A 26,709-nucleotide genomic window follows, 5' to 3' on the forward strand; every position below is an offset into this window, starting at 1 on the left:
TTTTTTTAATCTTGGAGGAGGTGTTTAGTTGTCTTATATGAGACTGAATATTCAGTCTCATATAAGACAACTTAGTCTCCCTAGACTCTGTTCTTCATGAACAAAATTTGGTCTTTCAGTATCTTTCTTCAAACATATCTTGAAGTGCCTTGTATGCCGTAGAAAACCCTTTAAGTTTTCTAGTGGACCATTTTTCATTCAAGTCCTGTACCGTTAAGAACGTGATTTTTTCTGCTGCTTCAATACTGGTTAAGCTGTTCATCGTTTTGAGTCGTTTACGTATATCTTTAATCGTTCGTTCAATAGCATTGGTCGTGTAGATGACACTACGAATACTGGTCGGATATTTCATGAATGTTAGGAGGACATCTAAATCCTGTTCCCAAGATTGGACTTCTCTAGGATACTTTTTAGACCACTTGTCTTTAAACTCATGAAAGGCTTGAATGGCTGCGTCTCTTGTCATCGAACGATAGATCAGCTTTAGGTCTTCAGCCACTTCAAATTGGTCTTTTTTCCTTACCTTGTTTAACGTATTTCTTACTTTGTGGACCACACATCGTTGAACATCGGCTTTCGGATAGACGGCTTTAAAGGCTTCTTCAAGACCTGGGAGTCCATCAAAAACACCAAGTAAGACTTCATGAGCACCGCGTGTATAAAGGTCTTGGAGAATCTCTTGCCAGCCATGCGCGCTTTCTTGACCTCCAACGTAAAAGCCAAGAATTTCACGATAACCTTCTTCATTGACACCAAGAACAACGTAAATGACTTCTTTGGCATACGTATCACGACGAACTTTTATATAAAACCCATCAAGATACAACACAGAATACCGTTTGTTTAATGGACGTTGTTGCCATTTTTGAATATCCTCCAACGCGGCATCTGTAATATGACTAATCGTGGTAGGAGAGTAGGTTGAACCAAGAATTCTTTCGATAAACTTCCCAATTTCTCGAGTGCTCATCCCACTTTGATACATTTTAATAATCGCCTGTTCCAGCCAGCCGTCTTGACGTTGATAAGGCTCAAACAGTTGAGTCTGGAAATCCCCGTTGCGATCTCTTGGAACCGTAAGAGCTTCTATTTTCCCGTACTTTGTATCAAGAGTACGGTGATAATAACCATTTCTTGAGTTTTGAACGTGTTCCTGTTCCACTTGGAGGAAATTTTTGATTTCTTCTCTCATGATGAATTCAAGCTTTTCTTGAACAAAATCTTTTATCATATTTTCCAGTTGATTTGCGAAATCTGAGTTGAGTATACTATTACTCATAAGGTAGGGTATCTCCTTTCAGTTTTGTTTGGTCGCAAATCTGAGAATACCCTGCCTTTTTCTTTTTTTCTAGTAGAAAAATTTGCTTACACAAAATAATTTACATCATCAAAAGGTTCAATAAATCTGAAAATAACCTTAAAATGTTGATATATCGGGGCACTATCTTTTAAAAAGGATGTGTAACAATATTTAATGCTCGTTTTCAAATGATTTAGGCAGAATGACGAAAGAACAATTTTGAAAATTAGAAAAATTTGATTTCTAATACATTCAATCAAGCAAAAGAGATCGTTTGGAAAATCCGAAAGGCTAGGATGACGAATGAATTCATCAATAGGTGAAAAACGAAAGAAATAATTGATTCCAACCTGAACAAGGTTCTGAGTGAAGAAGCTCTTTGAAAAAAATCCGTTTCCTATTTTGGGAAAATTCAAAAATTTTCTTGTGCATAGAATTAAAGAAGCTGTATGAGAAGAATAAATCTTTGATGGACCATAAGATAAAAGAAAACAGGAAATCATGGATTTTCGGCGCTGGAAAAGACGCATAATAGTTTGTTTTTATAAAAAATCGTTTGTGCACTCGCATTCTAAACAAAGTATCGGGAGAAAAACATATAGATAACGTTTTAAAATCGGATGGATGCTTAAATGATAAAATGATGATTCGCATAGGGAGAAGGTATGGACGTGAAAAAAGAATTGGAGGTTTTAAAGCCTGTTGTTCACCAGCTGTTTGACTATTTCCATCATCATCCGGAAAAAAGCTGGCATGAGTTTGGAACGACACGCTTTATTGCTGAACAGCTGAAAACATTCGGCTATCAACCAAAAACGTTTACGGATTGTACGGGAGTTGTGGTAGAATTCGGCCAAGGGAAAAACGGAATATGTGTCGGGGTCAGAAGCGATATGGATGCTTTATGGCAAGAAAAAGACGGAATATGGCAAGCCAATCATTCATGCGGCCATGATGCCCATATGGCCATTGTTCTTGGCGTGATGCTTTTGTTCAAAAAAATAAACTATAGTCCTCCCGGAAAGTTGATGTTTCTCTTTCAGCCTGCAGAAGAAAAAGGTACCGGGGCGCTGAAAATGATTGAAAAAGGCGTTATTGATAGCTTGAACTATTTATACGGCATTCATTTGCGGCCTATTCAAGAACTTCGCTTTGGTCAGGCTTCACCAAGTATCAAACATGGCGCATCAGCATTTCTTCAAGGCAAGATTCATGGAGAAGATGCCCATGCCGCCAGGCCTCATTTAGGGCAAAATGCCATTGAAGTTGGAGCCGCTTTGGTTAACGCTTTGAATCAAATTCATTTCGATCCCAGAATCCCTTATTCTGTGAAGTTGACAAGTTTTCATGCCGGCGGGGAAGCGGCAAACCTCATTCCGGGAAAAGCTTCTTTTCGAATGGATATTAGAGCACAAACGAACGAGACTATGCAGCAGCTAATGGAACATGTATCGAAAATATTCCAATCATTAGAAATTCAATTTGGCGTTAAGATCCACGCTAAAATGGAAGCCGATGTGAAAGCTGCTTCCATCCATCCGGAAGCAGAAAGAATCATGTCCAAAGCGATTATCCAAACATTGGGGGAAGAAGGGCTGGTTCCTGGCATGCTGACAACGGGGGGCGAGGATTTTCATCATTATACTTTCCATAAACCAGATTTAAAAGCTACGATGCTCGGACTTGGCTGCGATCTGCGTCCAGGGCTTCATCATCCAAACATGACCTTTCAAACGGAAGCAATCTTTACCGGTATCGAAATATTGGCTAATGCAGTGATGCGCACGTTCGAACTGTCGGATAAGGACAAGGCCGGATGAATGGTATAATGAAAATCGATCGTTTCTAATAAACTCACAATCCGACAATGGGCCAAAAATAGTGATGAAAGCTTATTCATCAACGGAATATCGGTATACCTGTCAAACTTTTTGAATGGACGTGTTTTTCAGTATCTTTAATGTGGCAACGAAATAGGACCGTTTCTGTTTTTTCCTGGGAAATAATTGATAGGATTTTACGATGATGGTTGGATCTCTGTTTATTCACCTAACCATTACAATTTGCTATATCGAGCGATCCTAAGCGGTCATGAGCTGAAGAAAATCATTGGCGCAGAAATTGTCATCAAACAAGACTTGTTAATTTAATTATGTTCAGTCGGGAATGGTTGTAATGAAATTTGTAAGAATGCAAAAGAATCAGTTCAATTTACCTGCTGGTTCCGAATGTGCAACGATATAGAAGGGGATGACTTGTATGATTATTGAAAAAATAAGCATGCGCCATATGAAAATGAAAATGAAACTTCCTTTTGTCACCAGTTTTGGCACCATCCAAATGAAAGATTTCATTTTAGTTGAGGTGCAAGATGAGAGCGGGAATATAGGCTGGGGGGAATCCGTTGCCTTTAGCGCACCCACCTATACTGAAGAAACGTTCCAAACCAACTGGCACATTTTGGAAGATTTTTTAATCCCCCTGATAAAGGGGCGGGAGATTTCTCATCCACATGAAGTAAATTCGATATTTCAGCCGATTCGCGGGAATTATATGGCAAAATCCGCTATTGAAACGGCCATTTGGGATTTATATGCAAAGCGCTTAAACAAACCGCTTTACCAAGTGATTGGGGGGAAAAAGCGACAAATAGAGGTTGGTATCAGCCTTGGCATTCAAAAATCCATCGATGATTTGCTGGAAATGATCAAAAACTATGTGGAACAAGGATATAAAAGAGTGAAAGTGAAAATCAAACCTGGCTGGGATGTAGAAGTGATCAGACAAATCCGTCATTATTTTCCGCAGCTCCCTTTGATGGCCGATGCCAACTCTGCTTATCGTTTGGAAGATGTTCCGTTATTGAAACAATTGGATGACTTTCATTTAATGATGATAGAGCAGCCGTTGGCCCACGATGATATCGTCGATCATGCGTTGGTTCAAAAGGAACTGAAAACGCCGATATGTTTGGACGAAAGCATTCATAGTCTTGAAGATGTAAGAAAAGCTGTTGAACTTGGAAGTTGTCAAATTATTAATCTGAAAATCGGCCGCGTTGGCGGATTAGGAGAGTCTATCAAAATTCACGATTTTTGCAAAGAACATCACATTCCGCTTTGGTGTGGAGGAATGCTTGAAGCAGGAATCGGCCGCGCCCATAACGTTGCCATCACTACTCTAGATCAATTTACTTTGCCAGGGGATACGGCTGCCTCATCTCATTATTGGGAACGTGATATCATTCAACCGGAAGTGACCGTCGAGAATGGATGGATTCATGTCCCTGAAAAACCCGGAATTGGCTATGAGCCAGATTTCGAAGCGATTGATTCTTTTACTTGCCACCAAAAAGTTTTTTAATGGATGTTAGACAAAATGATTTTTTGGCAAACCTTTTTGTCATTTTTTGTCCGTTTGACAGTTTACACTTTGATTGGCTATGATAAATTCAAATACAATTAGTTAATAGGAAAATAGGTTGGCAAAAGCCGTGCTGTCGAGCTCTTGCCATGAAAAGGGAAGTCCGGTGAAAATCCGGCGCGGTCCCGCCACTGTGAATGGGAGCTTTCTAAATGGTTTGCCACTGTTTGCTGTTTTGCAGATGGGAAGGCTTTAGAAAGCGATGATCATGAGCCAGGAGACCTGCCTATTTTTTCTTGCGACGTTATACCTACGAGGATAGGGTGCGTCAGTTTGTTGCTGGCTATTTTTGTTTTTGTTGGCACCCTATCTCGTTAGGTGTGCCTTTTTCTTTTGGTTATTTTTTATTATTACATATCGTTGAGGAGGGGGATTTGTGTTTTCTATTAAAAAGATAGCTGTCACGGCTTTAATGTCTATTTTCATAATAGGCCAATTGGCATTTGGTTTTACTGCTTTCGCGTCGGAACCGTCAAATAGCAGTATAACGGCTGAACAGCAGCAATCAGAAGTAGGAGTGACCATCATCGGGGACAATGGTCCGATCTTGCAAACAACGGCGGTCGATGTCCCTTCTGGAAGTACGATTTTGGACGTTTTGCAAAAAGCAGCCCTTGAAAACCATCTTTCGATCGAAACGAAGGGAAGCGGTGAAAACGTTTATGTAGACGGTATCAATGGTTTACATGGAGGCGACCGCGGACCGGCTAGCGGCTGGATGGTGTATGTCAATGGGCTTTCAGTTCCTGTCAGTGCCGCTGTATATCAAGTGACCAACCATGATCACATTCAGTGGGAATACACGACTGATTATACGAAAAATCAGAAAGTAGATGCCCGTTTAACGATCATCGGGAAAGATGGAAAACCTATTGTTTCGAATGTAAAAAGAACAACCGAAGGCCATGCGACGGCTTACGATTTGTTAAAATCGATTGCGGATGATCAAAAGATTCCTCTTGATGTTGCTTATAGTAAAGACTTTGGTTTTTACGTTCAAAACATCGGAACAGAACCGCTTGAATCTCATGATACATGGGGGCAATATTGGGCATTTTATGTCAATGGCCAAATGGCTTCCGTCGGTGCATCGTCCTATGTACTGCAACCGGATGACAATATTACTTTTAAAGTCGAAACGTGGGGAACGAACGAAAATAACGGAAACAACGGGAATAATGAAAACAACGGAAATAGTGGAAATACCGGAAATGAAGGCAGCGGCAATGGTCAAAATGGATCAAATGGGTCCAATACATCGCCGGTAAACGAACCGAATAAGGTCAGTGAAAACGAAATAAATGACATTTTAAAAACGACGGTGAACCATATTCTTCAATCGGGAGTCGACAGTCCGTGGGAGGCTGTTGCCGTTCATCAAGCCGGAATGAAAGTTCCTGCATCTTATTTAAATGACATAAAGCAACAAGTGATAGAGACAAAAGGAGAGTACCGGAATATTACCGATTATGAAAGAGATGTTATTGGTATAACGGCTGCAGGAGGAGATCCTCGCGATATAGCAGGATATAATTTGGTGGAGAAAATCTACAACAGTGACTATTGCGAAAAAAACGAAAGCTGTCCAATGACACGCCAAGGCACAAACGGAATCTTGTATGCCTTAATTGCTTTGGACAGCGGAAATTATCCAGTTCCATCAAACGCTAATTGGACGAGAGAAAAATTAAAGAAACGCATTTTAGAATTACAGGAAGCGGATGGCAAGTGGACGCTATATAACGGCCAAGGTTCACCTGTCGATATGACCGGAATCGCAATCGCTGCTCTGGCTCCTTATAAGGATGAACCGGAAGTGGCTGCCGCTATTAAACGAGGTGTCGATTGGCTGTCTGCTGAACAGAAGGAAAATGGTGGTTTTGCAGATCCTCAACTAGGGGAAACAAGTGAAGCAGCATCCGCAGCCATTATAGGTTTGACAGCAGCAGGAGTTGATCCTCAAGGTGCTGCATTTACGAAAAAAGACGGCAATTTGTTGAGCTATTTGATCCGTTTTTATAATGGTGCAGGACAATTTCGCCACACGGCAACGGGTGATGCAGATGAAGTGGCAACCGAGCAAGGTGCCGAGGCGATGGTCGCTTATCAACTTTTTGCTGATGGAAAAGGTTCCGTTTATCGGATGGCACAAAATCCAAATCCGGCGAAAGAAGGGACCGACAATACCCAAACGAGCAACAATCCTAATTCAGAATCAAAAAATGAGAACAGCGGTCTCGTAACGAACAATTCAAAAGAAAAAAATGATCACGATCAATCCGGATCCAAAACTTCACACGCGTCTTTGGGCGGCAAATTGCCGAATACTTCAACGAATATCTATAATCTTCTTTTGGCAGGAATCATTCTGATCATAGCGGGTGTTCTGTTATATGTTTATAACCGGAAATACCGGGAGAGAGGCCATGATTAAAAAGATCTCTCTTTTGTTCATTGCTGGGGGCTTTCTTTTCATTGCCTGCGCTGGATGGCAGAAGCTGAAAATGGATGCGGATCAAAAAGATGCGCTTCGAAAAGCGGAAAAAATTGTGCATTCTGAACATAAACAAGGATCTTTTCATCCTGTGCGCGGAGAAGTCGTGGGTACTTTAGAGATACCAGCCTTAAAACGGAAGCTGCCGATTGTCGAAGGAGCTTCTCCGGAAGATTTAGAAAAAGGGGTCGGCCATTATTCAGCTTCTGCCTATCCGAAACAACATAATCAAATTGTTCTTTCCGGCCACCGGGATACGGTGTTTCGACAAATAGGAACGCTGAAAAAAGGCGATCAGTTGATCATTCGATTGTCGTACGGATCCTTTTCTTATACCATTCGCCGCATGAAAATTGTGGACAAGGACGATCGTTCTGTCATTCATTCCACCGCGCCGACTGAGGAGTTAGTTTTAACGACATGCTACCCATTTCGTTATGTGGGAAATGCACCGAAACGTTATATCATCTATGCTTATCCGGAACATTCCCAAGGGGGTGACGGTAAATGAGAATATGGAAAAATGCGTTCTTACTACTATTCTCTTTTTTGTTGATCTTGTTTACGGCAGGCTGTCAAAAGGATGAAGTCGTGCCTCATTCCAATAACGACCATCATAACGCAGCGGCTGTTCAGTCATCTTCGGACAAAACATCTTCAGACGGTAAAGAAAAGGAGATAAAAACTTCCAAAGAAGATCATAATCAAAATAAAGATCAAACTGCAGATGCGGAAAAGTCGTCCCATTCGGCCGCAGATTCGTCCAAAACCAGCAATGAAAAAGAAACAAAGTCGAAATCGACTGATTCAGCTGCAAAGTCAAAAAACGGATCGTCCAATGCCAATGCGGAGAAAGAGAATAGCAAAGGGAACAGCGAACAAAAATCAACGGCTGAAAAGAGCAATGCGACGACAATCCATACTCCACAAGCACCAAAGAGTCAATCGACTGTGAAACCGGAGCCGGCCAAAAAACCATCTTCGAAACCAGCCGCAACGCCTGTTCCAAAACCGGCCCCAAAATCGGCCTCAAAACCGGTTAACAAACAAACGGTAACGGTATCGATTCGTGGAGATTCACAAACGGGAACCATCCTTTCCCCCACTAAAGTACCGTTGCAAAATGGGGATACGGCGTTGGAAGTGACATTGCGAATCGCCAAGCAAAAGGGCATTCCGGTCAGTATACGCGGCAGTCATTCCACGGCTTATGTGGAAGGAATTTCGAATCTTTATGAATTTGATCATGGTCCGTTAAGTGGTTGGACGATAAAAGTCAACAATAAGTACGTTTCTCGTAGTGCAGGTGCTGTCGCCGTCAAGGCGGGGGATGTGATTCAATGGATTTACACGAATGACTATACAAAGGATACACAACCATGAAAAAAGGAATTCATTCTTACCATCCATTCGTTTGCTTTCTTTATTTTGCCGGGGCGATGGTGTCTGCCATGCTTTATCAGCACCCAGTCTTTTTAGCGGCGGGTGCTGTGCTCTTTCTTATATTGAATATTTTGTTGGACTCAGGTAAGACGGTGCGTAAATGGCAGGGGATGATGATCACCATTCCCGTATTTTTTTTGGTACTCAATCCATTGACGAATCACCGCGGCAGTCATATTTTCTTTTATTTCAGCGCAAATCCCGTCACATTGGAATCGTTTTTGCAAGGATTGATGCTTGCGCTTACTTTATTTAATTTAATGGCGGCTTTTGCCGCTTACAACCAAGTGATTACGTCGGAAAAATTTTTATTTTTATTTGCGAAATGGCTCCCGCAATGGGTCCTGTTGGCTATGCTGGCCATGCGGTTTGTTCCACTCTTACGAAGAAGGCTTTATGAAATTGAAATGGTCCAAAGAGGAAAGGGACGATCTGTCACAGAAGGCACCTTCATACAAAGAGTAAGAAATGGTCTGGAATTCGTGCAAATATTGTTAACTTGGTCGCTTGAAGAGGCAATTCAAACCGCCGATTCCATGGCGGCAAGGGGTTATGGAATTCAGAAACGGAGCCGTTACATTCCTTTTCGGATGAAGGGAAAAGATTGGTTTGCGATGGTTTATTTGCTTGGTTTCGGAACGGCAGTGGCTTTTGGATGGTGGCTTGGGGACGGCGTGCTGGCAGTCTATCCGATTTTGGAACCACTATTATTGCAAGGCAGAGAGTGGTTTTTCCTGCTCATGTTCGTTATGTTTGTAGGGTTTCCAATAGGAATTCAAGTAAGGGAGGCACTGCTATGGCGTTATTGGAAGCGAAAAATTTAACTTTTACGTACCCGGATGCACCAGAACCTGCTCTATCTGATATCACTTTTACAGTAGAGCCGGGAGAATTTATTCTCCTTTGCGGCCCTTCCGGTAGCGGAAAGTCCACTCTTCTGCGTTTGTTAAAGCGAGAAGTCCGTCCGCATGGAAAGATAGAAGGGGAGTTGTTTTTGGACGGATGTTCTTTTATGGAAGTGCCGGCCAAACAAATGGCACAAGAGATTGGCATGGTTTTTCAAGATCCGGAAAATCAAATCGTTATGGACCGGGTGATGGAGGAGTTGGTTTTTGGTCTTGAAAATTTGGGATATTCAACGGAGGACATGCGAAAGCGTATAGCCGAAATGGTTCATTTTTTTGGCTTGGAAGGATGGTTGGAGCGAAAGACATTTGAATTGTCAGGCGGCCAGAAACAATTGGTCAATCTTGCTGCTGTTTTGTTGTTGCATCCGCGTATTCTTCTTTTAGACGAACCTACTGCTCAGCTTGATCCGGTGGCTGCAAGTGAATTTATGACCATGCTCCGGAGAATGAATGAAGAATTTGGGCTTACCGTCATCATCGCGGAACATCGCTTGGAGGAATTGTTTTCACTTGCAGACCGCGTAATGGTTTTGGAAAAGGGCAAAAAGATTTATGATGCCCCATCGCGTGAAGTCGTTTCTCAATTGGCAAAACATCCTTCTTCTCAGATCTATCCCTATCTTCCCAGCCCGGCCCGCCTATATTTAGAACATAGTCAAAAGCCTGCCTCAGAAAGCATTCCGCTGACAGTAAAAGAAGGAAGAAAATGGATTTCGACTCTGAAAGGGACCTCCGTTCCCACCCAGCCGTTTCAAGAGGATATTACAAATAAAAAACCTTTGTTGGCTTTAAAAGGAATTAATTTTCAATATGAAAAGGAGACTAGACCAATACTGGATCAATTGTCGCTTTCCGTGTATGAAGGGGAGTGGCTGTCGGTAGTTGGAGCGAATGGATCGGGAAAATCTACGTTGCTGAAAGTCATGGCCGGTCTCCAAAACCCGCAGCGTGGTGCCGTTATCTTTAATGGAAAGAAACTGAAAAAGCCAATTCCATCAGAAATTGCTTTTTTACCGCAAAATCCGAAACTTTTCTTCCTGCAGGATACAGTGGAAACGGAGTTAGAGGCCATCATCGATAAGCACCAAATTCAACATGGAAGAGAAAAGATGGAACAATTAATGGAGATGTTTCAATTGACGCCTATTAAAGACCGTCATCCTTATGATTTAAGCGGAGGAGAAATGCAAAAGGCGGCTCTTGCCGGTGTGATGCTGATGAATCCGCGACTTCTGCTTATAGATGAACCGACAAAAGGATTGGATCCGGAAGCAAAACTTCAGTTTGGGAAACTGTTAAAAAATTTAAGGGCTAATGGGGTTACGATTGTAATGGTTACTCATGATATTGAGTTTGCTGCTCAATACTCGACTCGCTGCGCCATGCTGTTCCAAGGAGAAGTAACGATTACCGCTCCTACTAAAACGTTTTTTCAAGGAAATACGTTTTACACGACTGTTGCCAATCGGATTTCCAGGGGCGGACGTGTCCCGGAAGTGTTAACGGTAGAGGAGGCTAGAGAAAAATGGCGCTTTCTAGAATGATTCTCATCCTGTTAGCGGTTATTTTATTTGTGATTCTAGCCTTTTTGCCTTTATCGGTACAGCGCCATTTTTTATGGATCAGCGTGATTTTTATGATCGGCACGTTTCTTCCTTTTGTCATTCGCTTTGAGAGGCGGAAAGCAGCCGGACGAGAGCTGGTGTTGTTGGCGGTTTTAGGAGCGATTGCCGCAGTAAGTCGGGTTCCGTTTGCTCCTCTTCCAAGCGTTCAGCCTACCACGTTCGTCGTGATTGTCACCGGGCTCGCGTTTGGACCAGAAAGCGGGTTTGTGGTCGGCGCACTCGCAGCACTCGTTTCCAATATGTTTTTAGGACAAGGCCCCTGGACGCCTTGGCAAATGTATGCTTGGGGTATGATCGGGTTAACGGCAGGTTTGATGCGACGAACAAGGCTGATGAAAAATACGGTTGGCCGCTGTGCTTATGGATTCGTGGTGGGCATTCTATTTGGATGGGGTATGAATCTCATGTATGTCGTCTCTGTTATGAACCACATCACTTGGCCGCAAATAGTAGCGTATTACAGCGCCAGTTTTCCATTTGATTTGGCTCACGGGCTTTCCAATGTCTTCTTTCTGGCTTTATTTGCAAAAAGCTGGATCAAAGTTCTACAACGTTTTCAAAAAAAATACGGCTTATTGGAACAATAAACCAATAAGCCGCATGGATCATGTCGAAGGGGATTCAATAAAGATTTTTCTTTCATACGGATCCCGTCAAGCGTTTTTTAGAGGAAAGAGGCTTCCAGTTAAGAAGAAGGTTTCCTACCGTTATAGAACATAACAGGCTGAAAGAAAAAAGAAGGGATGATCTACCTCCATTGAATTTTATCCATTACGGAGGTTGGCCATCCCTTTTTCTTTATAGTTCTTCAGGATCCAATGTCATTTTTCGATCATTTGCACAGTCTTTGCATACATCTAAAATATCATATTCCCATTGTTCATCTTCCACTTCTTCTTTTCTTCCGCATATTTCGCAAATTCTAGGCATCAAGGCATCCTCCTTATTGATGAACATTTTTACAGTGATCTCATTGAATATGGTCGGGAATGTCAGGCGGCTGATGTTCCATCATCTGACATTCAAATCCGTTATCGATCATGGCTTGTCGAAAATCTTCCAAAGTGGCTGCATTTTCATCGAATGAGATTGCAACGGTTTTTTTCTCGGCATTCATTTGAATATTTCGTACTCCCCACACATCGTGAAGCACTCTGCTTACCGTATCCTTATCTGATTCTGTCATATTTGGAATGGAAATCATGCGTGTGATCAATCTTCTCACCATCCATGGCCAAAGTTTTTCAGCTTTCTTTCAATTGCTTCTGACTTTCCAATCCCTTACCAACGCCATGCAAGAAATGGAGCATCATGGAAAGGGCCGAGTTGATATATGGGTCTCGCACTGCTTTCATCATGCCCCAGAGGCTTAGCGATTGTTGCTTTTTTGTAGGTTGGTCCAATTGTTCAATCCCTTTTTTCATAGCGTTAAAAATAGTTTCCAATTGTTCTGATTCGAGTGTGGCCAATAATTGAAAGCCGTTTTTAATCACATGATGATATTTGGGCTGATTGATTTGTTCGATCATCACCGTGCCCACTTTTTCACGTGACTTTAAGAGGCCGTATAGAATGTCCAATACACCCGATTTTTGCATCTCTTGAAGTATATCCAGTGTTTTTAGAACAGCTTCTCGACTGTTCGCTATTTTTTCCCCGATTTCTGCTAAAGCTTCTGATGTTTCTTCAAGGGGATCGGGATGTTGTTTTTCAATTGCACTAATGGGCTTGGCCATCGATGATTCCCTCCCTATTGATTTCCTCCGGTATCGGCGTAAAGTCAGAACGTTTCCATTTTCGTTCTACTTCTGCTCCTATATGCGGCTGTGGATTTCCAAACCTGTAATTTACTTTTGGCAACGGGCTTTCTCCTTTTGGTTCAAGAACTTCCATTTTCACTTGCATTTCTTTGTAGTTAGGGGTATGAGTCACCCGATCATGATAACTGCTTGTTAGTTTATTAACGGCATTATATTCTTTGTTCCCGTTCATCGGAAAATACAATTCGTGTCCTTTGACTCGATCGGTGACCAAAACTCGGACTTTTGTTTCTCCATACGGTGATGTCAGACGGACAAGAGCTCCGGTTTCGATATTTCGTTCTTTCGCTAGCTCCGGAGAAATTTCCAGCCACGTATCCGGCACTTTATGAGTAATGCCTTTTGAGCGATAAGTCATATTTCCTTCATGGAAATGTTCTAACAAACGGCCATTGTTCAAATGGAGATCATAGCCATCGCCTGCTTCAAAAGGTGGTGTCCAATCAACCGGAAACAATCTTGCTTTTCCGTCGGGAAATCCAAATCGGTCTTTAAATAACAGCGGCGAATCTGTTCCATCTCGATCAACAGGCCATAAGAGACTTTCCCATCCTTCCAGTCGATCGTAACGGACACCGGCAAAAACAGGAGCCAACTTAGCCGCTTCATCCATAATTTCAGACGGGTGGGTATAGCGCCAATCGGCACCTAGACGATTAGCGAGATCGCGGAAAATTTCCCAATCCGGTTTGCAATCGCCAAGTGGTTCCATCACTCGGTAAAAGCGCTGGATTCTTCGTTCCGTATTCGTGAACGTTCCTTCTTTTTCCAGACTAGGCGCAGCCGGAAGCACCACATCCGCATATTGGGCCGTTTTGGAAAAGAAAATGTCTTGAACGACGAAAAACTCCAATTTTTCAAATCCAGCGTTCACATGATTGATATTGGAATCCACTAAAGCCATTTCTTCACCAAACAAATACATTCCTTTCACTTTTCCATCATGAATGGCTTCTACTATTTGATGGTTGTTCAGTCCTGGTTTTTCCGGCAGTTTCACGCCCCATGCTTTTTCATATCGTGCGCGTACTTCGTCGTTTTCAACAGGCTCGTATCCCGGAAACCATGCAGGCATTGTTCCAAAGTCGCTTGCTCCTTGAACATTGTTGTGTCCGCGAAGTGGGTAGGCACCTGCTCCATGTTTTCCAAAATTTCCTGTCACTAGAAGCAAATTGGCGATCGCGGTGCTTGTATCGGTTCCGCCCAAATGTTGCGTAACTCCCATCGCCCAAAGAATGCAGGTGCCTTTTGCTTCGTGGATCATAGTGGCTATCTTGACAAGAGTGTCTTTGGATAAACCGGTTTTTTCTTCTGCATAATCCAATGTGAATTTTTCCAGCGAGCGAATATATTCCTCGACATTATTCACTCGGTTTTGTAAAAATGTTTTATCTTCCCAGCCTTGATCCAGAATGTATTTTGTTACGGCAGACAACCAGACGAGATCGGTTCCGGGCTTCGGATGAATAAAGAGATCAGCTCGTTCGGCCAGTTCATTTACTCTCAGGTCTGCTACTATTAATTTTTGTCCATGCAGTTTGTGGGCTCGTTTGATTCTCGTTGCTAAAACAGGGTGGGATTCCGCAGGGTTGGCTCCAATCACGATGACTAAATCGGCACTAGCAATATCTTGAATAGTGCCGGAATCGCCGCCGATTCCAACCGTTCTCATCAAACCGGTGGAAGCAGGGGTTTGACAATAACGAGAGCAGTTGTCGACATTATTCGTACCGAAAACAGCTCGCGCCAGTTTTTGAAATAAATAATTTTCCTCGTTGCTGCATTTAGAGGACGAAATAAATCCAAGAGAGTCGGGACCGTATTTTTCTTTTATAGATTGGAATTTTTCTGCGATTAAATTCAGTGCTTCATCCCACGTTGCTTCGACAAAATGATCGCCTTTCCGGATAAGCGGTTTAGTCAGTCGTTCTTCGCTGTTCACAAAGTCCCAGCCGAATTTTCCTTTGACACAGGTGGAAATCCCGTTCACCGGCGCTTCTGGCTCAGGCTGAACCTTTAATATTTTTCGGCCTTTTGTCCATATTTCAAAGCTGCAGCCGACGCCGCAATAAGTGCATACCGTTTTGGTTCTTTTGATCCGAGCTTCTCTCATGCTTGATTCCATATTGGAAATAGCGAAAATCTCTTGATAACCTGGTTCCACTTCTTTCGTAAAATCAATCATCGGTTCTAAAATATTTTTCGGAATACCTGTTAAGTAGCCGGCTTCGCCCAACATGGACTTTTCCATTAAAGCATTGCAAGGACAGACAGTTACGCAGTGTCCGCACGAAACACAGGATGATTGATCGATTGGAACATCATTGTCCCAAATGACACGAGGTCGTTCTCTGTCCCAAGCAATGCTGAGAACTTCACTTACCTGTAGGTCTTGGCATGCTTCGACGCATAGACCGCAAAGAATGCACTGATCCGGCTCATAGCGATAAAAAGGGTGGGAATGATCGGGTGGATAAGGCTTTGGCGTAAATTCATACTTTTGATGTTCGATTTGCAAGTATTCGGCGGTATTATGGACTTCACAGTTGCCATTATTGTTGTCGCAGACTGTGCAATAGAGTTCGTGGTTGGCCAATATCCGTGACATTCCTTCCAATTGTGCTGCCTTCGCCTTGTCTGATAAAGAGTTTACCCGCATGCCAGGCTTGGCTTTCGTTGCACAAGCCCGCTGCAGTTCCCCGTCTATTTCAACATAACAAGTGTCACAAGTTTGCAGCACACCAACGCCGAGATCCGGCTGATACGAGCAAATTCCGGGGATATATTGGTTATGATCCCGCGCCGCTTCAAAAACCGACTGATCTTCTCTTGCTTCGATTTCAACGCCATTTACAAAAATGGTAAAGGTCTTATTTTCCATCTGCATATCACCTGTTTATTTAAAAGTTACCATCCGATAAAAAGTATGGGCAAATGAAGTGGTGAATATACATGAGAAACTGCAAAGGAAATTTACTGTAGATGTATCTTTGTTTGAAGTTTTTGCGGATTTGACTTTTTCATTTTTAGAGAACATGAATGAAAGGGTTTTCCCACAATTTTTAAATGGAGTAGAACGATTTTTATTGTCTATCGCTTTTCAAAAGGTCAAAACGTATCTTTTTATAATGAACGGTTGAGGAACATTGTTGCGGGAAGATACATGAACAGGAGAGTAAACGTAGCGATGGCTATAGTCCAATTTTTTCAATGGCGATAAAGGCCAAAATGAGAAAAGCGAATAAAGAGTTCTTATAAGTGAAAAATAGGGATAAACGATTTGGAAAGGGGAAGACAAATGGCAGCCCAAAAACGACAAAATGGTGAAAATTCAGCAGGAAGATATTTTCATCCCGAAGATAATCAAGATTCATCAGAAGTGGCTTCTGGTTTGGCCAAAACGCATGAACAAGTCAACGATACGGTGACGGAAGGAACCATTGACGAGAAAATAGAACAATTGGATGGTGAAGATCGTTCTCTTTCCAGTAGAGGTTATGAAGAGGGGTCAAAGGAATAAGGCTTCAAGTTATGTATGTGTGTTATAGTGATCAGTTCTGGGATGGGTCTAAAAATAGTTTCTTCTTACACTTTTTTTAAAAAGGTCGTCTGAAACAAGGGGTGAATGTCCTTTGTGTGCTTGTCGGAGAAAAAGGGAAGGAAAAGTGTAAAAAAAATATCATGCTTGTAGGCATTAAGATCTTAACCTGCAACAGAAATACATGCTGGTAAATAAAAAAGGGATATTCCGATGCGAATATCCCTTTTCATTTTATATATATATAAATGTTAGCTGCTCTTTTACATAGACATACGTTGTATTAAAAATTGTTTTTTGAGCGGGGAATCATGAGTTGTAGACATAACAAATCGAAAGGAAAGTCTAGGTTTATCGAAAACTCGAAAAAAAATAATTTAAAATTATTATAATTTGGAGTTGACTTTCATTCTCAATTATATAAAATAAAAAGTGTATTAGATAATAATAATTTTAAAATAAAAATAATGATTGATAAAGGAGCGGAGAGAATGAAGAAAAAGTTAACCACGAACCAGGGAGCGCCAGTAGGAGATAATCAAAATTCTCGCACAGCTGGGGTGAATGGGCCAACCTTGCTGGAAGATTATCAATTAATTGAAAAACTGGCTCATTTTGATAGAGAACGTGTTCCTGAACGGGTTGTTCATGCTCGGGGAGCAGGGGCTCATGGAGTGTTTGTGACCAAAAACAGCATGAGCAAATATACGACAGCAAAATTTCTTCAAGAACCGGGAACGGAAACTCCTGTTTTTGCAAGGTTTTCCACGGTGATTAATGGAAATCATTCTCCGGAAACATTGCGAGATCCACGAGGTTTTGCGGTGAAATTTTATACAGAAGAAGGAAATTATGATTTTGTTGGAAATAATCTTCCCGTTTTCTTCATTAGAGACGCCATTAAATTTCCGGATATGATCCATGCTTTTAAACCGGATCCAAGAACAAACTTGCAATCAAAAGACCGTTTTTGGGACTTCTGCTCGCTTTCTCCAGAATCCACCAATATGCTTCTTCATGTTTTTACGGATGAAGGGATTCCGGCGACATATCGTCATATGAGAGGTTCAAGCGTTCATGCTTTTAAATGGATCAACGCTGAAGGGAAAACAGTGTATGTAAAATTGCGCTGGGTGCCGAAACAAGGAATCAAAAATTTAAGTATTGAAGAAGCAGCGAAAATTCAAGCTCATGAACATAGCCATGCAACGAAAGATTTATATGAAGCGATTGAAAACGGCGATTTTCCTCAATGGGATTTATATGTTCAAGTACTTGATCCGAAAGATTTTGATCGATTTGATTTTAATCCGCTCGATGCGACGAAAGATTGGTTCGAGGAAGATATTCCGTACGAATTTGTCGGGACGATGACTTTAAATCGCAATCCAAAAAATTATTTTGCGGAAACTGAATCAGTAGGGTTTAATCCGGGCGTGTTAGTTCCAGGAATGTTGCCATCTGAAGACAGATTGCTTCAAGGGCGTCTATTCTCCTACTCGGATACTCAACGGCATCGGATCGGACCGAATTATTTGCAACTTCCGATTAATTCCCCGCGTGTAGAAGTTCATAATTATCAACGTGATGGCTATATGCCGTTTAAACAGCAAGAAAGCCCGATCAATTATGAACCGAACAGCTATGAAAATGAGCCGAAAGAAGACCGGTCTTATGTTGAGGAACCGCAGCCGATAAATGGAGTTGCTGCTAAACAAGCTTTCTATAAACCAAACAATTTTGGTCAAGCCGGACAAGTGTGGAGAAAATATTCAAAAGAAGTACAAGATACAGTGATTAAAAACTTAACGGATGATTTAAGCCAAGTAAAAGATCAAAAGATTACGATTCGTTCGATTATGAATTTTTATCAAGCAGATCAAGGGCTGGGACAACGATTGGCAGACAGTTTAAAAATCGACATCACACCTTATGTGAAGGAACTGGCCAAATAAAAAGACCATCCGTTAGAATCGCCTTCTGGTTGAATTCCGGAGGCGGTTTTTTATGGATAAAAGGGGATACCTATTTTTGAAGAATGCACTAAATCCCGCATAATAGACTGTAAAATCCCGGTTTTGGAAGGATGACTGATGGACTGTTTAAGCAAGAAAAGAAAAAGAAGAAATAAATGATTACGTGATTTTAATTGGTGGGAAAAACAATGGAGTACTTGTTTTGGCGTTAGAAATGAGAGAATCTTAGACAGAACGGTTGTTGGAAACGTAAAAATAAAAAAATCCTTCCCATCATGATTTAAAAGATAGGAAGGATCTATCAAAGTGGATGAAAGGGGTTATGTTAATAATTGCAGAAATTGCTTCGTCCGTTGTTCTTTAGGACGTGTAAAGATTTCTTCAGGTTTACCTCTTTCCACAATCACACCTTGGTCCATAAAGACGACTTCATCTGCCACTTCTTTTGCGAATCGCATTTCATGGGTGACAACGACCATCGTCATTCCTTCATTGGCGAGTTCTTTCATAACATTTAACACTTCACCGACGAGTTCGGGATCTAAAGCGGAAGTTGGTTCATCAAACAGCATTAATTCCGGTTCCATGGCTAAGGCGCGTGCAATTCCAACCCGTTGTTGCTGCCCTCCGGACAGTTGGAACGGATATTCATCTTTTTTATCAAGCAAGCCCACTTTCTGCAAGAGTTTTTCTGCTTTTTGAATGGCTTCATTTTTCGGCAGTTTCTTTACGATAATGGGTCCTTCCGTTACGTTTTCCAAAACCGTCTTATGCGGAAAAAGATTATACTGTTGAAAGACCATCCCGGATTCTTTGCGTAAAGCGGCAATTTCTTTTTTTGAAACAGGTTGTGAAAAATCTATTTTTACATCTCCGATTTGAATCGTCCCGCTTGTTGGAATTTCAAGGGCATTCAGGCAGCGCAGAAAAGTGGTTTTTCCGGAGCCGGATGGACCGATAATCACTATGACTTTTCCTTTTTCGATGCTCATGTTGATCCCTTTTAAAACTTCAAGTTGATCAAATTGTTTTCGTAGATCATGAATTTTAATCATGCCGATGCTCAATACTCCTTTATAAAAGGCTTGTTATTGTACAAAAGCTTTTTTAATGGCTTACATACTTGTCGAAACGACCTTCCAATTTCTGTTGAATGATGGAGAGAATGAAACAAATAATCCAATAGATTAAAGCCGCTTCTGAATAGAGAAGTAAAAATTCATATGTGGTTGCGGCAATTTCTTGGGCTTTTCTAAACATTTCTGTAACCAAAATCAGTGATGCAAGAGAAGTATCTTTCACCAAACTAATAAAAGTGTTGGATAAAGGCGGGATCGATACTCTCACCGCTTGTGGCAAAATGATTCGTCTTAATATTTGCGAATAGTTCATATTAATAGAGTATCCCGCTTCCCATTGACCTTTTGGAATCGATAAAATCGCTGCACGTATGATTTCTGACGCATAAGCTCCTACATTAAGAGAAAAACCGATCACGGCAGCCGGGAATGGATTGATGGTGATATGAATGGATGGCAGACCATAGAAAATAATATATAATTGCACAAGCAACGGAGTACCACGGATAATCGATACGTAAAAACGCGCTATCCACTGAAGCGGTTTAATGCTTGAAATTCTTGCGAGTGCTGTTAAAAGAGCAAGAATCAAGCCAATAGAAAACGTAATCAGAGTTAAAGGCAACGTATAATACAAAGCCCCCTTCAACATAGGGAGAAGGGAACTTTGTGCAATTTGCATATAATGACTAGGATCTTGTAATTGGATACTATTTAGATACATCTTCACCAAACCATTTCTTAGAGATTTTGGCTAGAGTGCCGTCTTTTCTCATGTCATCCAATGCTTGGTTTACTTTATCTACTAATTGTCCTGAACCTTTACGGAACATGAAAGCACTTTGAGAAGCATCATCGCTTTTAGCTACCACTTTAATCGGAGCATTTGGTTTTTGTTTTTTATAATCAAGATAAGACAATGAATCGTTTATCGTGGCATCTACCCGATTGGATGTTAATAATTGAATCGCTTGTTCAAATCCGTCTACGCCCACGATGTTTGCGCCGTTCTGCTTAGCAAGATCCGCAAAGTTGCTTGTGAGTGATTGGGCGGATTTTTTCCCTTTCAGATCTGCGAATGAATGAATATTTTTGTTGTTTTTATTCACAATCACTACCGCTTTAGAGACCGTGTACGGTTTGGAGAAATCGTATTTCTTTTCGCGGTCAGGGCGAATTCCTACTTGGTTTGCAATCATATCAAAACGTTTAGAGTTTAAACCTGCAAACATGGAATCCCATTGCGTTTCTTTATATTCTGTTTTGACTCCAAGGCGTTTTGCCACTTCGTTCGCTACATCGATATCATATCCTGTTAGTTTTCCGCTTTTATCATGGAAAGTAAACGGAGCATATGTACCTTCTGTACCGATGACGAGAACGCCTTTATCTTTGACTTGACGATAAAGATCGGAGTCGTTGGATTGAGAAGTCTTATTCTTGTCTGTTGATTGACCGTTGCCGCATGCTGCTAAAACGAGCATAAGCGTAGCAACAGCAAACCACTTAAAGTATTTTTTCATGCTGTAAACCTCCAATGTGTATAGAGTTACTTTGATATGGATAAAAATAGGTACTTAGACCTTTCTATCACCCAGCAGTATGTATTTTAACCCAAAGACCACAAATAATCCAACAATAAATTTTTAAAGCATTAAAGGGGCCAGGCCCCTTTAATGCTTTAAATAAAGTATGCGATGACGATGATTCCGATGATGATTCGATAGATTGCGAACGGAATGAGTTTGACTTTGGATAAAATTTTCAAAAAGAAGACAATGGCTAGCATGGCAACAATAAAGGCGGTAATGAAGCCTGCAGCAAAGTAGTTCAAATCATGAATCGATAAGTATTGATAGCTCTTTAACAAGTCAAGTCCGCTGGCAGCGACCATCATGGGGACAGCTAGCAAAAAGGAATATTCAGCAGCGGTTTTATGGTTGGCACCAGCAAGGAGTCCTCCTGAGATGGTCGATCCTGCTCTTGAAAAACCAGGCCATAGGGACAGGCATTGATACAAACCGATAATGAAAGCCTGTTTATACGATAAGTGATCCAAATCTTGGGTGGATTCGGTTTTGCTCTTTTTTTCCGCATAGATCATTAAAAAAGCTCCCAAAAATAAACCGATACCGACGGTGAAGGGAGAGAAAAGTACGTTTTTAATGACATCATGAAAGAGAAAACCTAATACAGAGGCTGGAATCATCCCGATAATAATATGTAGAAGGTTTAAACCAGATCGCTTTTTGAAGTTAAACAGGGAAAGGAACCGTTTGAAATAAAGAACGACCACGGCAAGTATCGAACCCAATTGGATAACAATTTCAAAAGTTTTTGCTTTGTCGCCTGTAAATGAAAGAAAATGACCCACAAGAATTAAATGTCCTGTGGAAGAAATCGGAAGAAATTCGGTCAGCCCTTCCACGCATCCTAGCACAATCGCTTTGATGACTTCTAGCACAATCCCACATCCTTTTCACAAAATATGCTTAATTATACCATATGGGAGAAAAACAGGACATGAGAAATATAGACTCATAAATGACAAGATTCGATGAAGGATTTTGCTGAAAATGGGAAAATATTCACAAGTGAACGGCGTTTTGATCGAACCGTTTTGGCAGATGTGAAACAAAAGAGGAAATGGATGAAAGGCTGTCATCTTTTCAACCTTTCCATAACGATGATAAAAAATCATTGCTTTTTTTTACCTGATCGGTTACATTTAATTAAAAGATGGAAAAATTCGAATAATTTCGTTCTTATCGAGAGAGGTGGAGGGACTGGCCCTGTGAAACCTCAGCAACCTGCTGCAATCCACGATTGCTGTCAAGGTGCTAAATCCAGCGGATTTATCCGGAAGATAAGAAGAGGACTGTCATTAAAAAGCCTTCTTCTTAGAAGGCTTTTTTATTTGAAACTATTCATGAACAGTGTTAGGAAATCGACTTGATTTGTAAAAATTTCTTTTTTCCATCATGTCGTCCTATCAAAACCATTTCAAGAGGAGATGCATGCAATGGAACGTTATCATTTGCAAACCAAACTGGCCCAAATAGGCAACCGGAGCGAGGAATCCACCGGCGCGATCAATCCTCCCATTTATTTATCGAGCGCTTACCGACATAAAGAGATAGGTCAATCGACTGGATATGATTATATAAGAACAGGAAATCCGACGCGAAAAATCGTTGAAAAAGCCATTGCCGACTTGGAAGGAGGCGATGCGGGTTTTGCATTCAGTTCAGGAATGGCAGCGATTCAAACGGTTTTGAGTTTGTTTCAATCAGGCGATGAACTGATCGTTTCCAAAGATTTATACGGCGGCACTTATCGATTGTTTGAAAGAAATTGGAAAAAATTCGGTTTAACCTTTATTTATGACGATTTTCAAGATATCTCCAAAGTAAGAGAAAAAATCACGGATCGAACGGCAGCGATTTTTCTTGAAACGCCGACCAATCCGCTTATGCAAGAAGCAGACATAGAGCAAACAGCAAAATTAGCAAAAGAATACGGGCTTTTATTGATTGTGGATAATACGTTTTATACCCCCGTTTTGCAGCAGCCGCTTCTTCAAGGGGCCGATATTGTCGTCCATAGTGCTACGAAATATCTTGGCGGACATAATGACGTCCTTGCAGGCCTTGTCGCCACAAAAGGAGAAGAATTATCTCAAAAAATCGGCGAATATCAAAATGCGATCGGAGCGGTCTTATCTCCATTTGATTCATGGCTATTGATTCGAGGGATGAAAACGCTCGGATTAAGAATGAAGCAGCATGAAGAAAATGCCCGGAGAATCAGTGAATTTTTGCGATGTTGTAGCGAGGTGACCGATGTTTTATATCCTGGAAGAGGAGGAATGCTATCTTTCCGATTGCAAAAAGAGGAATGGGTCAACCCTTTTTTACAAAGCTTGCAGTTAATTTCTTTTGCTGAGAGTTTAGGAGGAGTCGAAAGCTTTATTACGTATCCGGCTACGCAAACACATATGGATATTCCGGAAGAAATTCGCATTAAAAACGGGATTGACAATCGGCTTTTGCGTTTTTCCATCGGCATTGAAAATGTGGAAGATTTGTTAGCCGACTTAAAACAAGCGTTTCAAAATATGAAAGGGTGATCCGCATGAGTAATAAAAAATTGATCGATCGAAAATTTTCCATTCAAACAGAGTTGCTCCATAATTCGCATAAATTCGATCCGGTTACGGGGGCAGTAAGTGTTCCCATTCAATTAGCTTCCACTTTTCACCAAACTAGTTTTGATGAATTTGGAAAATACGATTACAGTCGTTCAGGAAATCCAACACGCGAGGCTCTTGAGTCAGTGATTGCCCAGCTTGAGGGCGGTTCGAGAGGTTTTGCTTTTTCATCGGGAATGGCGGCGATTTCAACAGCTTTTTTGTTATTGTCCCAAGGCGACCACGTATTGGTGACAGAGGATGTCTATGGCGGAACCTATCGCATGGTTACAACTGTATTAAACAGATTCGGCATTGAACATACGTTTGTAGATATGACGGACTTGGATGCCGTCGCGAGAAATATAAAAGAGAATACGAAGGTCATTTATGTAGAAACACCTTCCAATCCATTATTAAAAATTACGGATTTAAAAGAAATTGTAAAATTGGCAAAAGCGAATCGATGTCTTACTTTCGTTGATAATACGTTTATGACGCCTGCCTTGCAGCGACCTTTAGACTTTGGGGTTGATATTGTTCTTCATAGTGCGACAAAATTTTTAGCCGGTCATAGTGATGTGTTAGCCGGGCTGGCTGTTGTAAAAGAGAAAGAATTGGCGGACAGACTGTATGCCTTGCAAAATGCATTTGGCGCTGTATTAGGGGCGCACGATTCTTGGTTAGTCATGAGAGGATTAAAAACTTTGCATGTGAGGTTGACGCAATCTTCCCATTCGGCTTTGAAAATTGCTGAGTTTTTGGCTCAACATCCAAAAGTCGAACATGTTTACTATCCGGGATTGAAATTCCATGAAGGACATTTGATCCATGAAAGCCAATCTGAAGGTGCGGGAGCCGTTTTGTCCTTTGCGTTGAAAGACGAAGAAGCGGTTCGAACTTTTGTGCAACACGCAGAAATCCCCGTGTTTGCAGTGAGTCTGGGAGCGGTGGAATCTATTTTGTCATATCCAGCTAAAATGTCTCACGCGGCAATGCCCAAAGAAGAACGAGAAAAAAGAGGAATTACAGACGGGCTGTTACGTTTATCCGTTGGCCTTGAAAACCCGGACGATTTGATTCGGGATTTGGACCATGCTTTGAAATACGTATAATGCTTTCATCGAGAAAAAAGGGCCTTTACGTCTGGAATAACAAGAGTCATCGGTTTTGTTCATATAGTTTTGAAAGCTGGCCTATAAACAGTGAATAGGAAAACAAGCCTCTCTAACTCACCAAGGATGGAGATAGTTAGAGAGGCCTTGATCATAAATGAAATGGCTTTTTGACTGGGTATATATGTAAAGGGCAGAAAAATTCCTTTTTAGAATGAAAAAAGGAAATTGAACTGCCCGCAAAGTGTTCATATAAACAAAGTGGAGGTATAGGTTTGCGATTAGAAGTACTGATTAAGTTCTGGCTGCTCTTAAAATCAAGCCAACAATAAAAACAAGAATAATGGATCCTATTAAGGCTGGAATGATCGCGATACCGCTAATATCAGGGCCCCAATCTCCCAGTATCAAACCGCCAAGCCAAGCCCCAATAATCCCAGCGATAATATTTCCAATGATTCCCCCGGGAATGTCTTTCCCTAAGATAAGACCGGCTAACCAGCCGATAATTCCTCCAACAATTAAATATAGAATAAACGATAACATCTTCATCATCCTCCTTTATTTGAAGTATTCCCCAACCACGGTGATTTTAAATACTGGAATAAAGTTGCATGTTTGACAACTTGTTATCGCTTTTCCAGGTTTATTAAAATACATATTGTATAATCGATATCGATGGAAAGGAGTATGTGGGATGGAAGATGTCAATGAAACGATGAAATTGATTCAAGAGCTTGTATCGATTCCCAGTCCGACAGGATATACAGAAAACATTATTCGTTATGTGGAGTCTTTGTTGAAAGATACAACGTTCGAAACCAAGAAAACCCGAAAAGGCGGTTTATTGGTGACGGTGCCGGGAAAAGATTCATCCAAACACCGGTTTGTAACTGCCCATGTTGATACGTTAGGAGCGATGGTTAAAGAAATCAAAAAAGACGGACGGCTGAAATTAACGATGATCGGCGGATTTCGCTGGAATTCCGTTGAAGGCGAATATTGCTGTATTCATACCGATTCCGGCAGCGTGTATACTGGAACGATACTGATGCACCAACAGTCTGTTCATGTTTATAAAGAAGCGGGAGAGGCAAAAAGAAATGATGAAAATATCGAGGTGCGCATCGATGAAGAGGTAAAATCTGCAAACGATGTTCAATCGCTGGGAATTCAAGTTGGTGATTTTGTTTCATTTGACCCGAGGGTTGAAATGACAGCGTCGGGTTTTATAAAATCGCGCCATCTTGATGATAAAGCAGGTGCGGCGATTTTAATTCAAACTTTGAGGAGGATTCAAAAAGAAGAACGTATATTGCCATATACGACTCATTTTTTGTTTTCTAATAATGAAGAAATCGGTTATGGTGGAAATTCCAATATTCCGGAAGAGACAGTGGAATATTTGGCGGTCGATATGGGGGCAATCGGGGACGGACAGTCTTCAGATGAGTATTCTGTGTCAATCTGTGCGAAAGATTCTAGCGGACCTTATCATTACGGACTAAGAAAGCATTTAGTTCAGCTGGCAAAAGAACATCAAATTCAATATAAAATCGATATTTATCCTTTCTACGGCTCGGATGCTTCAGCGGCTATGAGAGCGGGACGCGATCTCGTCCACGGTCTGATCGGCCCGGGAATCGATTCTTCCCACGCATTCGAACGAACTCATCAAAAGGCAATCGAAAATACGGAAAAGTTGCTGTATGTCTATTTATATTCGCCAATGGTAGAAGAAGTGTGACTTTAAACAGAAATGACTGCCTTTATCGACAGCGTGTCCTGCTCAAAAATAA

General features: G+C 41.3%; 23 protein-coding genes and 2 riboswitches. Of the genes, 13 read left to right on the forward strand and 10 right to left on the reverse strand.

Annotated elements, in window-relative coordinates:
* Nucleotides 1-115 precede the first annotated feature (115 nt).
* Nucleotides 116-1,279, reverse strand: a complete 1,164-nt coding sequence (locus NST81_RS06185) for an IS256 family transposase (protein ID WP_048623008.1) — start codon at nt 1,277-1,279, stop codon at nt 116-118.
* 692 nt (nt 1,280-1,971) lie between these two features.
* On the opposite strand from NST81_RS06185, the gene NST81_RS06190 reads away from it, so the two are divergent.
* The 8 genes from NST81_RS06190 to NST81_RS06225 all read left to right on the forward strand — a co-directional run bounded on the left by NST81_RS06190 (nt 1,972) and on the right by NST81_RS06225 (nt 11,780).
* The gene (locus NST81_RS06190) at nt 1,972-3,120 is read left to right on the forward strand and encodes a M20 peptidase aminoacylase family protein (protein WP_341028931.1); all 1,149 of its coding nucleotides are present in this window, start codon (nt 1,972-1,974) and stop codon (nt 3,118-3,120) included.
* Between the two features lie 439 nt (nt 3,121-3,559).
* Nucleotides 3,560-4,663, forward strand: a complete 1,104-nt coding sequence (gene menC, locus NST81_RS06195; RefSeq protein ID WP_003355026.1) for an o-succinylbenzoate synthase — start codon at nt 3,560-3,562, stop codon at nt 4,661-4,663.
* Nucleotides 4,664-4,761: 98 nt separating this feature from the next.
* Nucleotides 4,762-4,967, forward strand: a riboswitch (cobalamin riboswitch).
* Nucleotides 4,968-5,099: 132 nt separating this feature from the next.
* Complete coding sequence (locus tag NST81_RS06200) at nt 5,100-7,157, forward strand: DUF4430 domain-containing protein (protein WP_341028933.1); 2,058 nt, start codon at nt 5,100-5,102, stop codon at nt 7,155-7,157.
* Complete coding sequence (locus NST81_RS06205) at nt 7,150-7,728, forward strand: class D sortase (RefSeq protein ID WP_341028934.1); 579 nt, start codon at nt 7,150-7,152, stop codon at nt 7,726-7,728. Before NST81_RS06200 ends, NST81_RS06205 begins: the two co-directional genes overlap by 8 nt.
* Entirely contained in the window at nt 7,725-8,600 is an 876-nt protein-coding gene (locus NST81_RS06210; RefSeq protein WP_341028936.1) for a DUF4430 domain-containing protein, read from the forward strand. Before NST81_RS06205 ends, NST81_RS06210 begins: the two co-directional genes overlap by 4 nt.
* A complete protein-coding gene (locus NST81_RS06215) occupies nt 8,597-9,484 on the forward strand; it encodes an energy-coupling factor transporter transmembrane component T (RefSeq protein WP_341028939.1) in 888 nt (295 codons plus the stop codon). The genes NST81_RS06210 and NST81_RS06215 overlap by 4 nt, the downstream gene beginning before the upstream one ends.
* A complete protein-coding gene (locus NST81_RS06220) occupies nt 9,457-11,112 on the forward strand; it encodes an ABC transporter ATP-binding protein (RefSeq protein ID WP_003355018.1) in 1,656 nt (551 codons plus the stop codon). Before NST81_RS06215 ends, NST81_RS06220 begins: the two co-directional genes overlap by 28 nt.
* On the forward strand, nt 11,094-11,780 hold the full coding sequence (locus NST81_RS06225; protein WP_048623015.1) for an ECF transporter S component: 687 nt from the start codon (nt 11,094-11,096) through the stop codon (nt 11,778-11,780). Before NST81_RS06220 ends, NST81_RS06225 begins: the two co-directional genes overlap by 19 nt.
* 211 nt (nt 11,781-11,991) lie before the next feature.
* On the opposite strand, the gene NST81_RS06230 is transcribed toward NST81_RS06225, so the two are convergent.
* Genes NST81_RS06230 through fdhF form a run of 4 tightly spaced genes read right to left on the reverse strand, consistent with a single transcriptional unit; the run spans nt 11,992 to nt 15,894 of the window.
* Nucleotides 11,992-12,123 carry a hypothetical protein gene (locus tag NST81_RS06230; protein ID WP_255287989.1) on the reverse strand — a complete coding sequence of 44 codons (132 nt, stop codon included), beginning with the start codon at nt 12,121-12,123 and terminating at the stop codon, nt 11,992-11,994.
* A gap of 40 nt (nt 12,124-12,163) precedes the next feature.
* Entirely contained in the window at nt 12,164-12,409 is a 246-nt protein-coding gene (locus NST81_RS06235; RefSeq protein WP_003355015.1) for a heavy-metal-associated domain-containing protein, read from the reverse strand.
* A gap of 28 nt (nt 12,410-12,437) precedes the next feature.
* Nucleotides 12,438-12,929, reverse strand: coding sequence for a DUF1641 domain-containing protein (locus NST81_RS06240; protein WP_341028941.1), 492 nt, complete (start codon nt 12,927-12,929; stop codon nt 12,438-12,440).
* Entirely contained in the window at nt 12,913-15,894 is a 2,982-nt protein-coding gene (gene fdhF / locus NST81_RS06245) for a formate dehydrogenase subunit alpha (RefSeq protein WP_328201851.1), read from the reverse strand. Before fdhF ends, NST81_RS06240 begins: the two co-directional genes overlap by 17 nt.
* Nucleotides 15,895-16,311: 417 nt before the next feature.
* Between fdhF and NST81_RS06250 the strand changes: the two genes are divergently transcribed.
* Nucleotides 16,312-16,533 carry a YozQ family protein gene (locus NST81_RS06250; RefSeq protein WP_341028943.1) on the forward strand — a complete coding sequence of 74 codons (222 nt, stop codon included), beginning with the start codon at nt 16,312-16,314 and terminating at the stop codon, nt 16,531-16,533.
* Between the two features lie 509 nt (nt 16,534-17,042).
* Nucleotides 17,043-18,506, forward strand: coding sequence for a catalase (locus NST81_RS06255; protein ID WP_270584710.1), 1,464 nt, complete (start codon nt 17,043-17,045; stop codon nt 18,504-18,506).
* A gap of 341 nt (nt 18,507-18,847) precedes the next feature.
* Here NST81_RS06255 and NST81_RS06260 read toward each other — a convergent pair whose 3' ends face one another.
* The 4 genes from NST81_RS06260 to bacA form a co-directional block, all read right to left on the reverse strand.
* Nucleotides 18,848-19,582 carry an amino acid ABC transporter ATP-binding protein gene (locus tag NST81_RS06260; RefSeq protein ID WP_327797652.1) on the reverse strand — a complete coding sequence of 245 codons (735 nt, stop codon included), beginning with the start codon at nt 19,580-19,582 and terminating at the stop codon, nt 18,848-18,850.
* Nucleotides 19,583-19,634: 52 nt separating this feature from the next.
* Nucleotides 19,635-20,330, reverse strand: coding sequence for an amino acid ABC transporter permease (locus NST81_RS06265; RefSeq protein WP_327804326.1), 696 nt, complete (start codon nt 20,328-20,330; stop codon nt 19,635-19,637).
* On the reverse strand, nt 20,317-21,129 hold the full coding sequence (locus NST81_RS06270; protein ID WP_327824367.1) for an amino acid ABC transporter substrate-binding protein: 813 nt from the start codon (nt 21,127-21,129) through the stop codon (nt 20,317-20,319). The genes NST81_RS06265 and NST81_RS06270 overlap by 14 nt, the downstream gene beginning before the upstream one ends.
* A 158-nt stretch (nt 21,130-21,287) precedes the next feature.
* Nucleotides 21,288-22,070 (reverse strand): undecaprenyl-diphosphate phosphatase, encoded by a 783-nt coding sequence (bacA, locus tag NST81_RS06275; RefSeq protein WP_048623022.1) that lies wholly within the window; start codon nt 22,068-22,070, stop codon nt 21,288-21,290.
* Nucleotides 22,071-22,368: 298 nt separating this feature from the next.
* Nucleotides 22,369-22,479, forward strand: a riboswitch (SAM riboswitch).
* A 149-nt stretch (nt 22,480-22,628) separates the two neighbouring features.
* Between bacA and NST81_RS06280 the strand changes: the two genes are divergently transcribed.
* Together NST81_RS06280 and metC are read left to right on the forward strand one after the other, a co-directional pair.
* A complete protein-coding gene (locus NST81_RS06280) occupies nt 22,629-23,735 on the forward strand; it encodes a methionine biosynthesis PLP-dependent protein (protein WP_048623024.1) in 1,107 nt (368 codons plus the stop codon).
* 5 nt (nt 23,736-23,740) lie between these two features.
* Entirely contained in the window at nt 23,741-24,910 is a 1,170-nt protein-coding gene (gene metC, locus NST81_RS06285) for a cystathionine beta-lyase (RefSeq protein ID WP_371836632.1), read from the forward strand.
* A gap of 294 nt (nt 24,911-25,204) precedes the next feature.
* Here metC and NST81_RS06290 read toward each other — a convergent pair whose 3' ends face one another.
* Nucleotides 25,205-25,456: a GlsB/YeaQ/YmgE family stress response membrane protein gene (locus NST81_RS06290; protein WP_048623025.1), complete on the reverse strand. Its 252-nt coding sequence runs from the start codon at nt 25,454-25,456 to the stop codon at nt 25,205-25,207.
* 151 nt (nt 25,457-25,607) lie between these two features.
* On the opposite strand from NST81_RS06290, the gene NST81_RS06295 reads away from it, so the two are divergent.
* A complete protein-coding gene (locus NST81_RS06295; protein WP_341028949.1) occupies nt 25,608-26,657 on the forward strand; it encodes a M42 family metallopeptidase in 1,050 nt (349 codons plus the stop codon).
* Nucleotides 26,658-26,709 lie beyond the last annotated feature (52 nt).

This window comes from Bacillus sp. FSL W8-0223, assembly GCF_038006805.1.
Classification (GTDB): Bacteria; Bacillota; Bacilli; order Bacillales; family DSM-4216; genus Bacillus_O; species Bacillus_O smithii.

What these genes read in the sequence shown, in the direction of transcription:
- NST81_RS06185 (WP_048623008.1), bottom strand. Translation starts at nt 1,279, where the DNA reads ATGAGTAATAGTATACTCAACTCAGATTTCGCAAATCAACTGGAAAAT.
- menC (WP_003355026.1), top strand. Translation starts at nt 3,560, where the DNA reads ATGATTATTGAAAAAATAAGCATGCGCCATATGAAAATGAAAATGAAA.
- NST81_RS06205 (WP_341028934.1), top strand. Translation starts at nt 7,150, where the DNA reads ATGATTAAAAAGATCTCTCTTTTGTTCATTGCTGGGGGCTTTCTTTTC.
- NST81_RS06210 (WP_341028936.1), top strand. Translation starts at nt 7,725, where the DNA reads ATGAGAATATGGAAAAATGCGTTCTTACTACTATTCTCTTTTTTGTTG.
- NST81_RS06215 (WP_341028939.1), top strand. Translation starts at nt 8,597, where the DNA reads ATGAAAAAAGGAATTCATTCTTACCATCCATTCGTTTGCTTTCTTTAT.
- NST81_RS06220 (WP_003355018.1), top strand. Translation starts at nt 9,457, where the DNA reads ATGGCGTTATTGGAAGCGAAAAATTTAACTTTTACGTACCCGGATGCA.
- NST81_RS06225 (WP_048623015.1), top strand. Translation starts at nt 11,094, where the DNA reads ATGGCGCTTTCTAGAATGATTCTCATCCTGTTAGCGGTTATTTTATTT.
- NST81_RS06230 (WP_255287989.1), bottom strand. Translation starts at nt 12,123, where the DNA reads ATGCCTAGAATTTGCGAAATATGCGGAAGAAAAGAAGAAGTGGAAGAT.
- NST81_RS06240 (WP_341028941.1), bottom strand. Translation starts at nt 12,929, where the DNA reads ATGGCCAAGCCCATTAGTGCAATTGAAAAACAACATCCCGATCCCCTT.
- fdhF (WP_328201851.1), bottom strand. Translation starts at nt 15,894, where the DNA reads ATGGAAAATAAGACCTTTACCATTTTTGTAAATGGCGTTGAAATCGAA.
- NST81_RS06250 (WP_341028943.1), top strand. Translation starts at nt 16,312, where the DNA reads ATGGCAGCCCAAAAACGACAAAATGGTGAAAATTCAGCAGGAAGATAT.
- NST81_RS06255 (WP_270584710.1), top strand. Translation starts at nt 17,043, where the DNA reads ATGAAGAAAAAGTTAACCACGAACCAGGGAGCGCCAGTAGGAGATAAT.
- NST81_RS06260 (WP_327797652.1), bottom strand. Translation starts at nt 19,582, where the DNA reads ATGATTAAAATTCATGATCTACGAAAACAATTTGATCAACTTGAAGTT.
- NST81_RS06265 (WP_327804326.1), bottom strand. Translation starts at nt 20,330, where the DNA reads ATGTATCTAAATAGTATCCAATTACAAGATCCTAGTCATTATATGCAA.
- NST81_RS06270 (WP_327824367.1), bottom strand. Translation starts at nt 21,129, where the DNA reads ATGAAAAAATACTTTAAGTGGTTTGCTGTTGCTACGCTTATGCTCGTT.
- NST81_RS06280 (WP_048623024.1), top strand. Translation starts at nt 22,629, where the DNA reads ATGGAACGTTATCATTTGCAAACCAAACTGGCCCAAATAGGCAACCGG.
- metC (WP_371836632.1), top strand. Translation starts at nt 23,741, where the DNA reads ATGAGTAATAAAAAATTGATCGATCGAAAATTTTCCATTCAAACAGAG.
- NST81_RS06290 (WP_048623025.1), bottom strand. Translation starts at nt 25,456, where the DNA reads ATGTTATCGTTTATTCTATATTTAATTGTTGGAGGAATTATCGGCTGG.
- NST81_RS06295 (WP_341028949.1), top strand. Translation starts at nt 25,608, where the DNA reads ATGGAAGATGTCAATGAAACGATGAAATTGATTCAAGAGCTTGTATCG.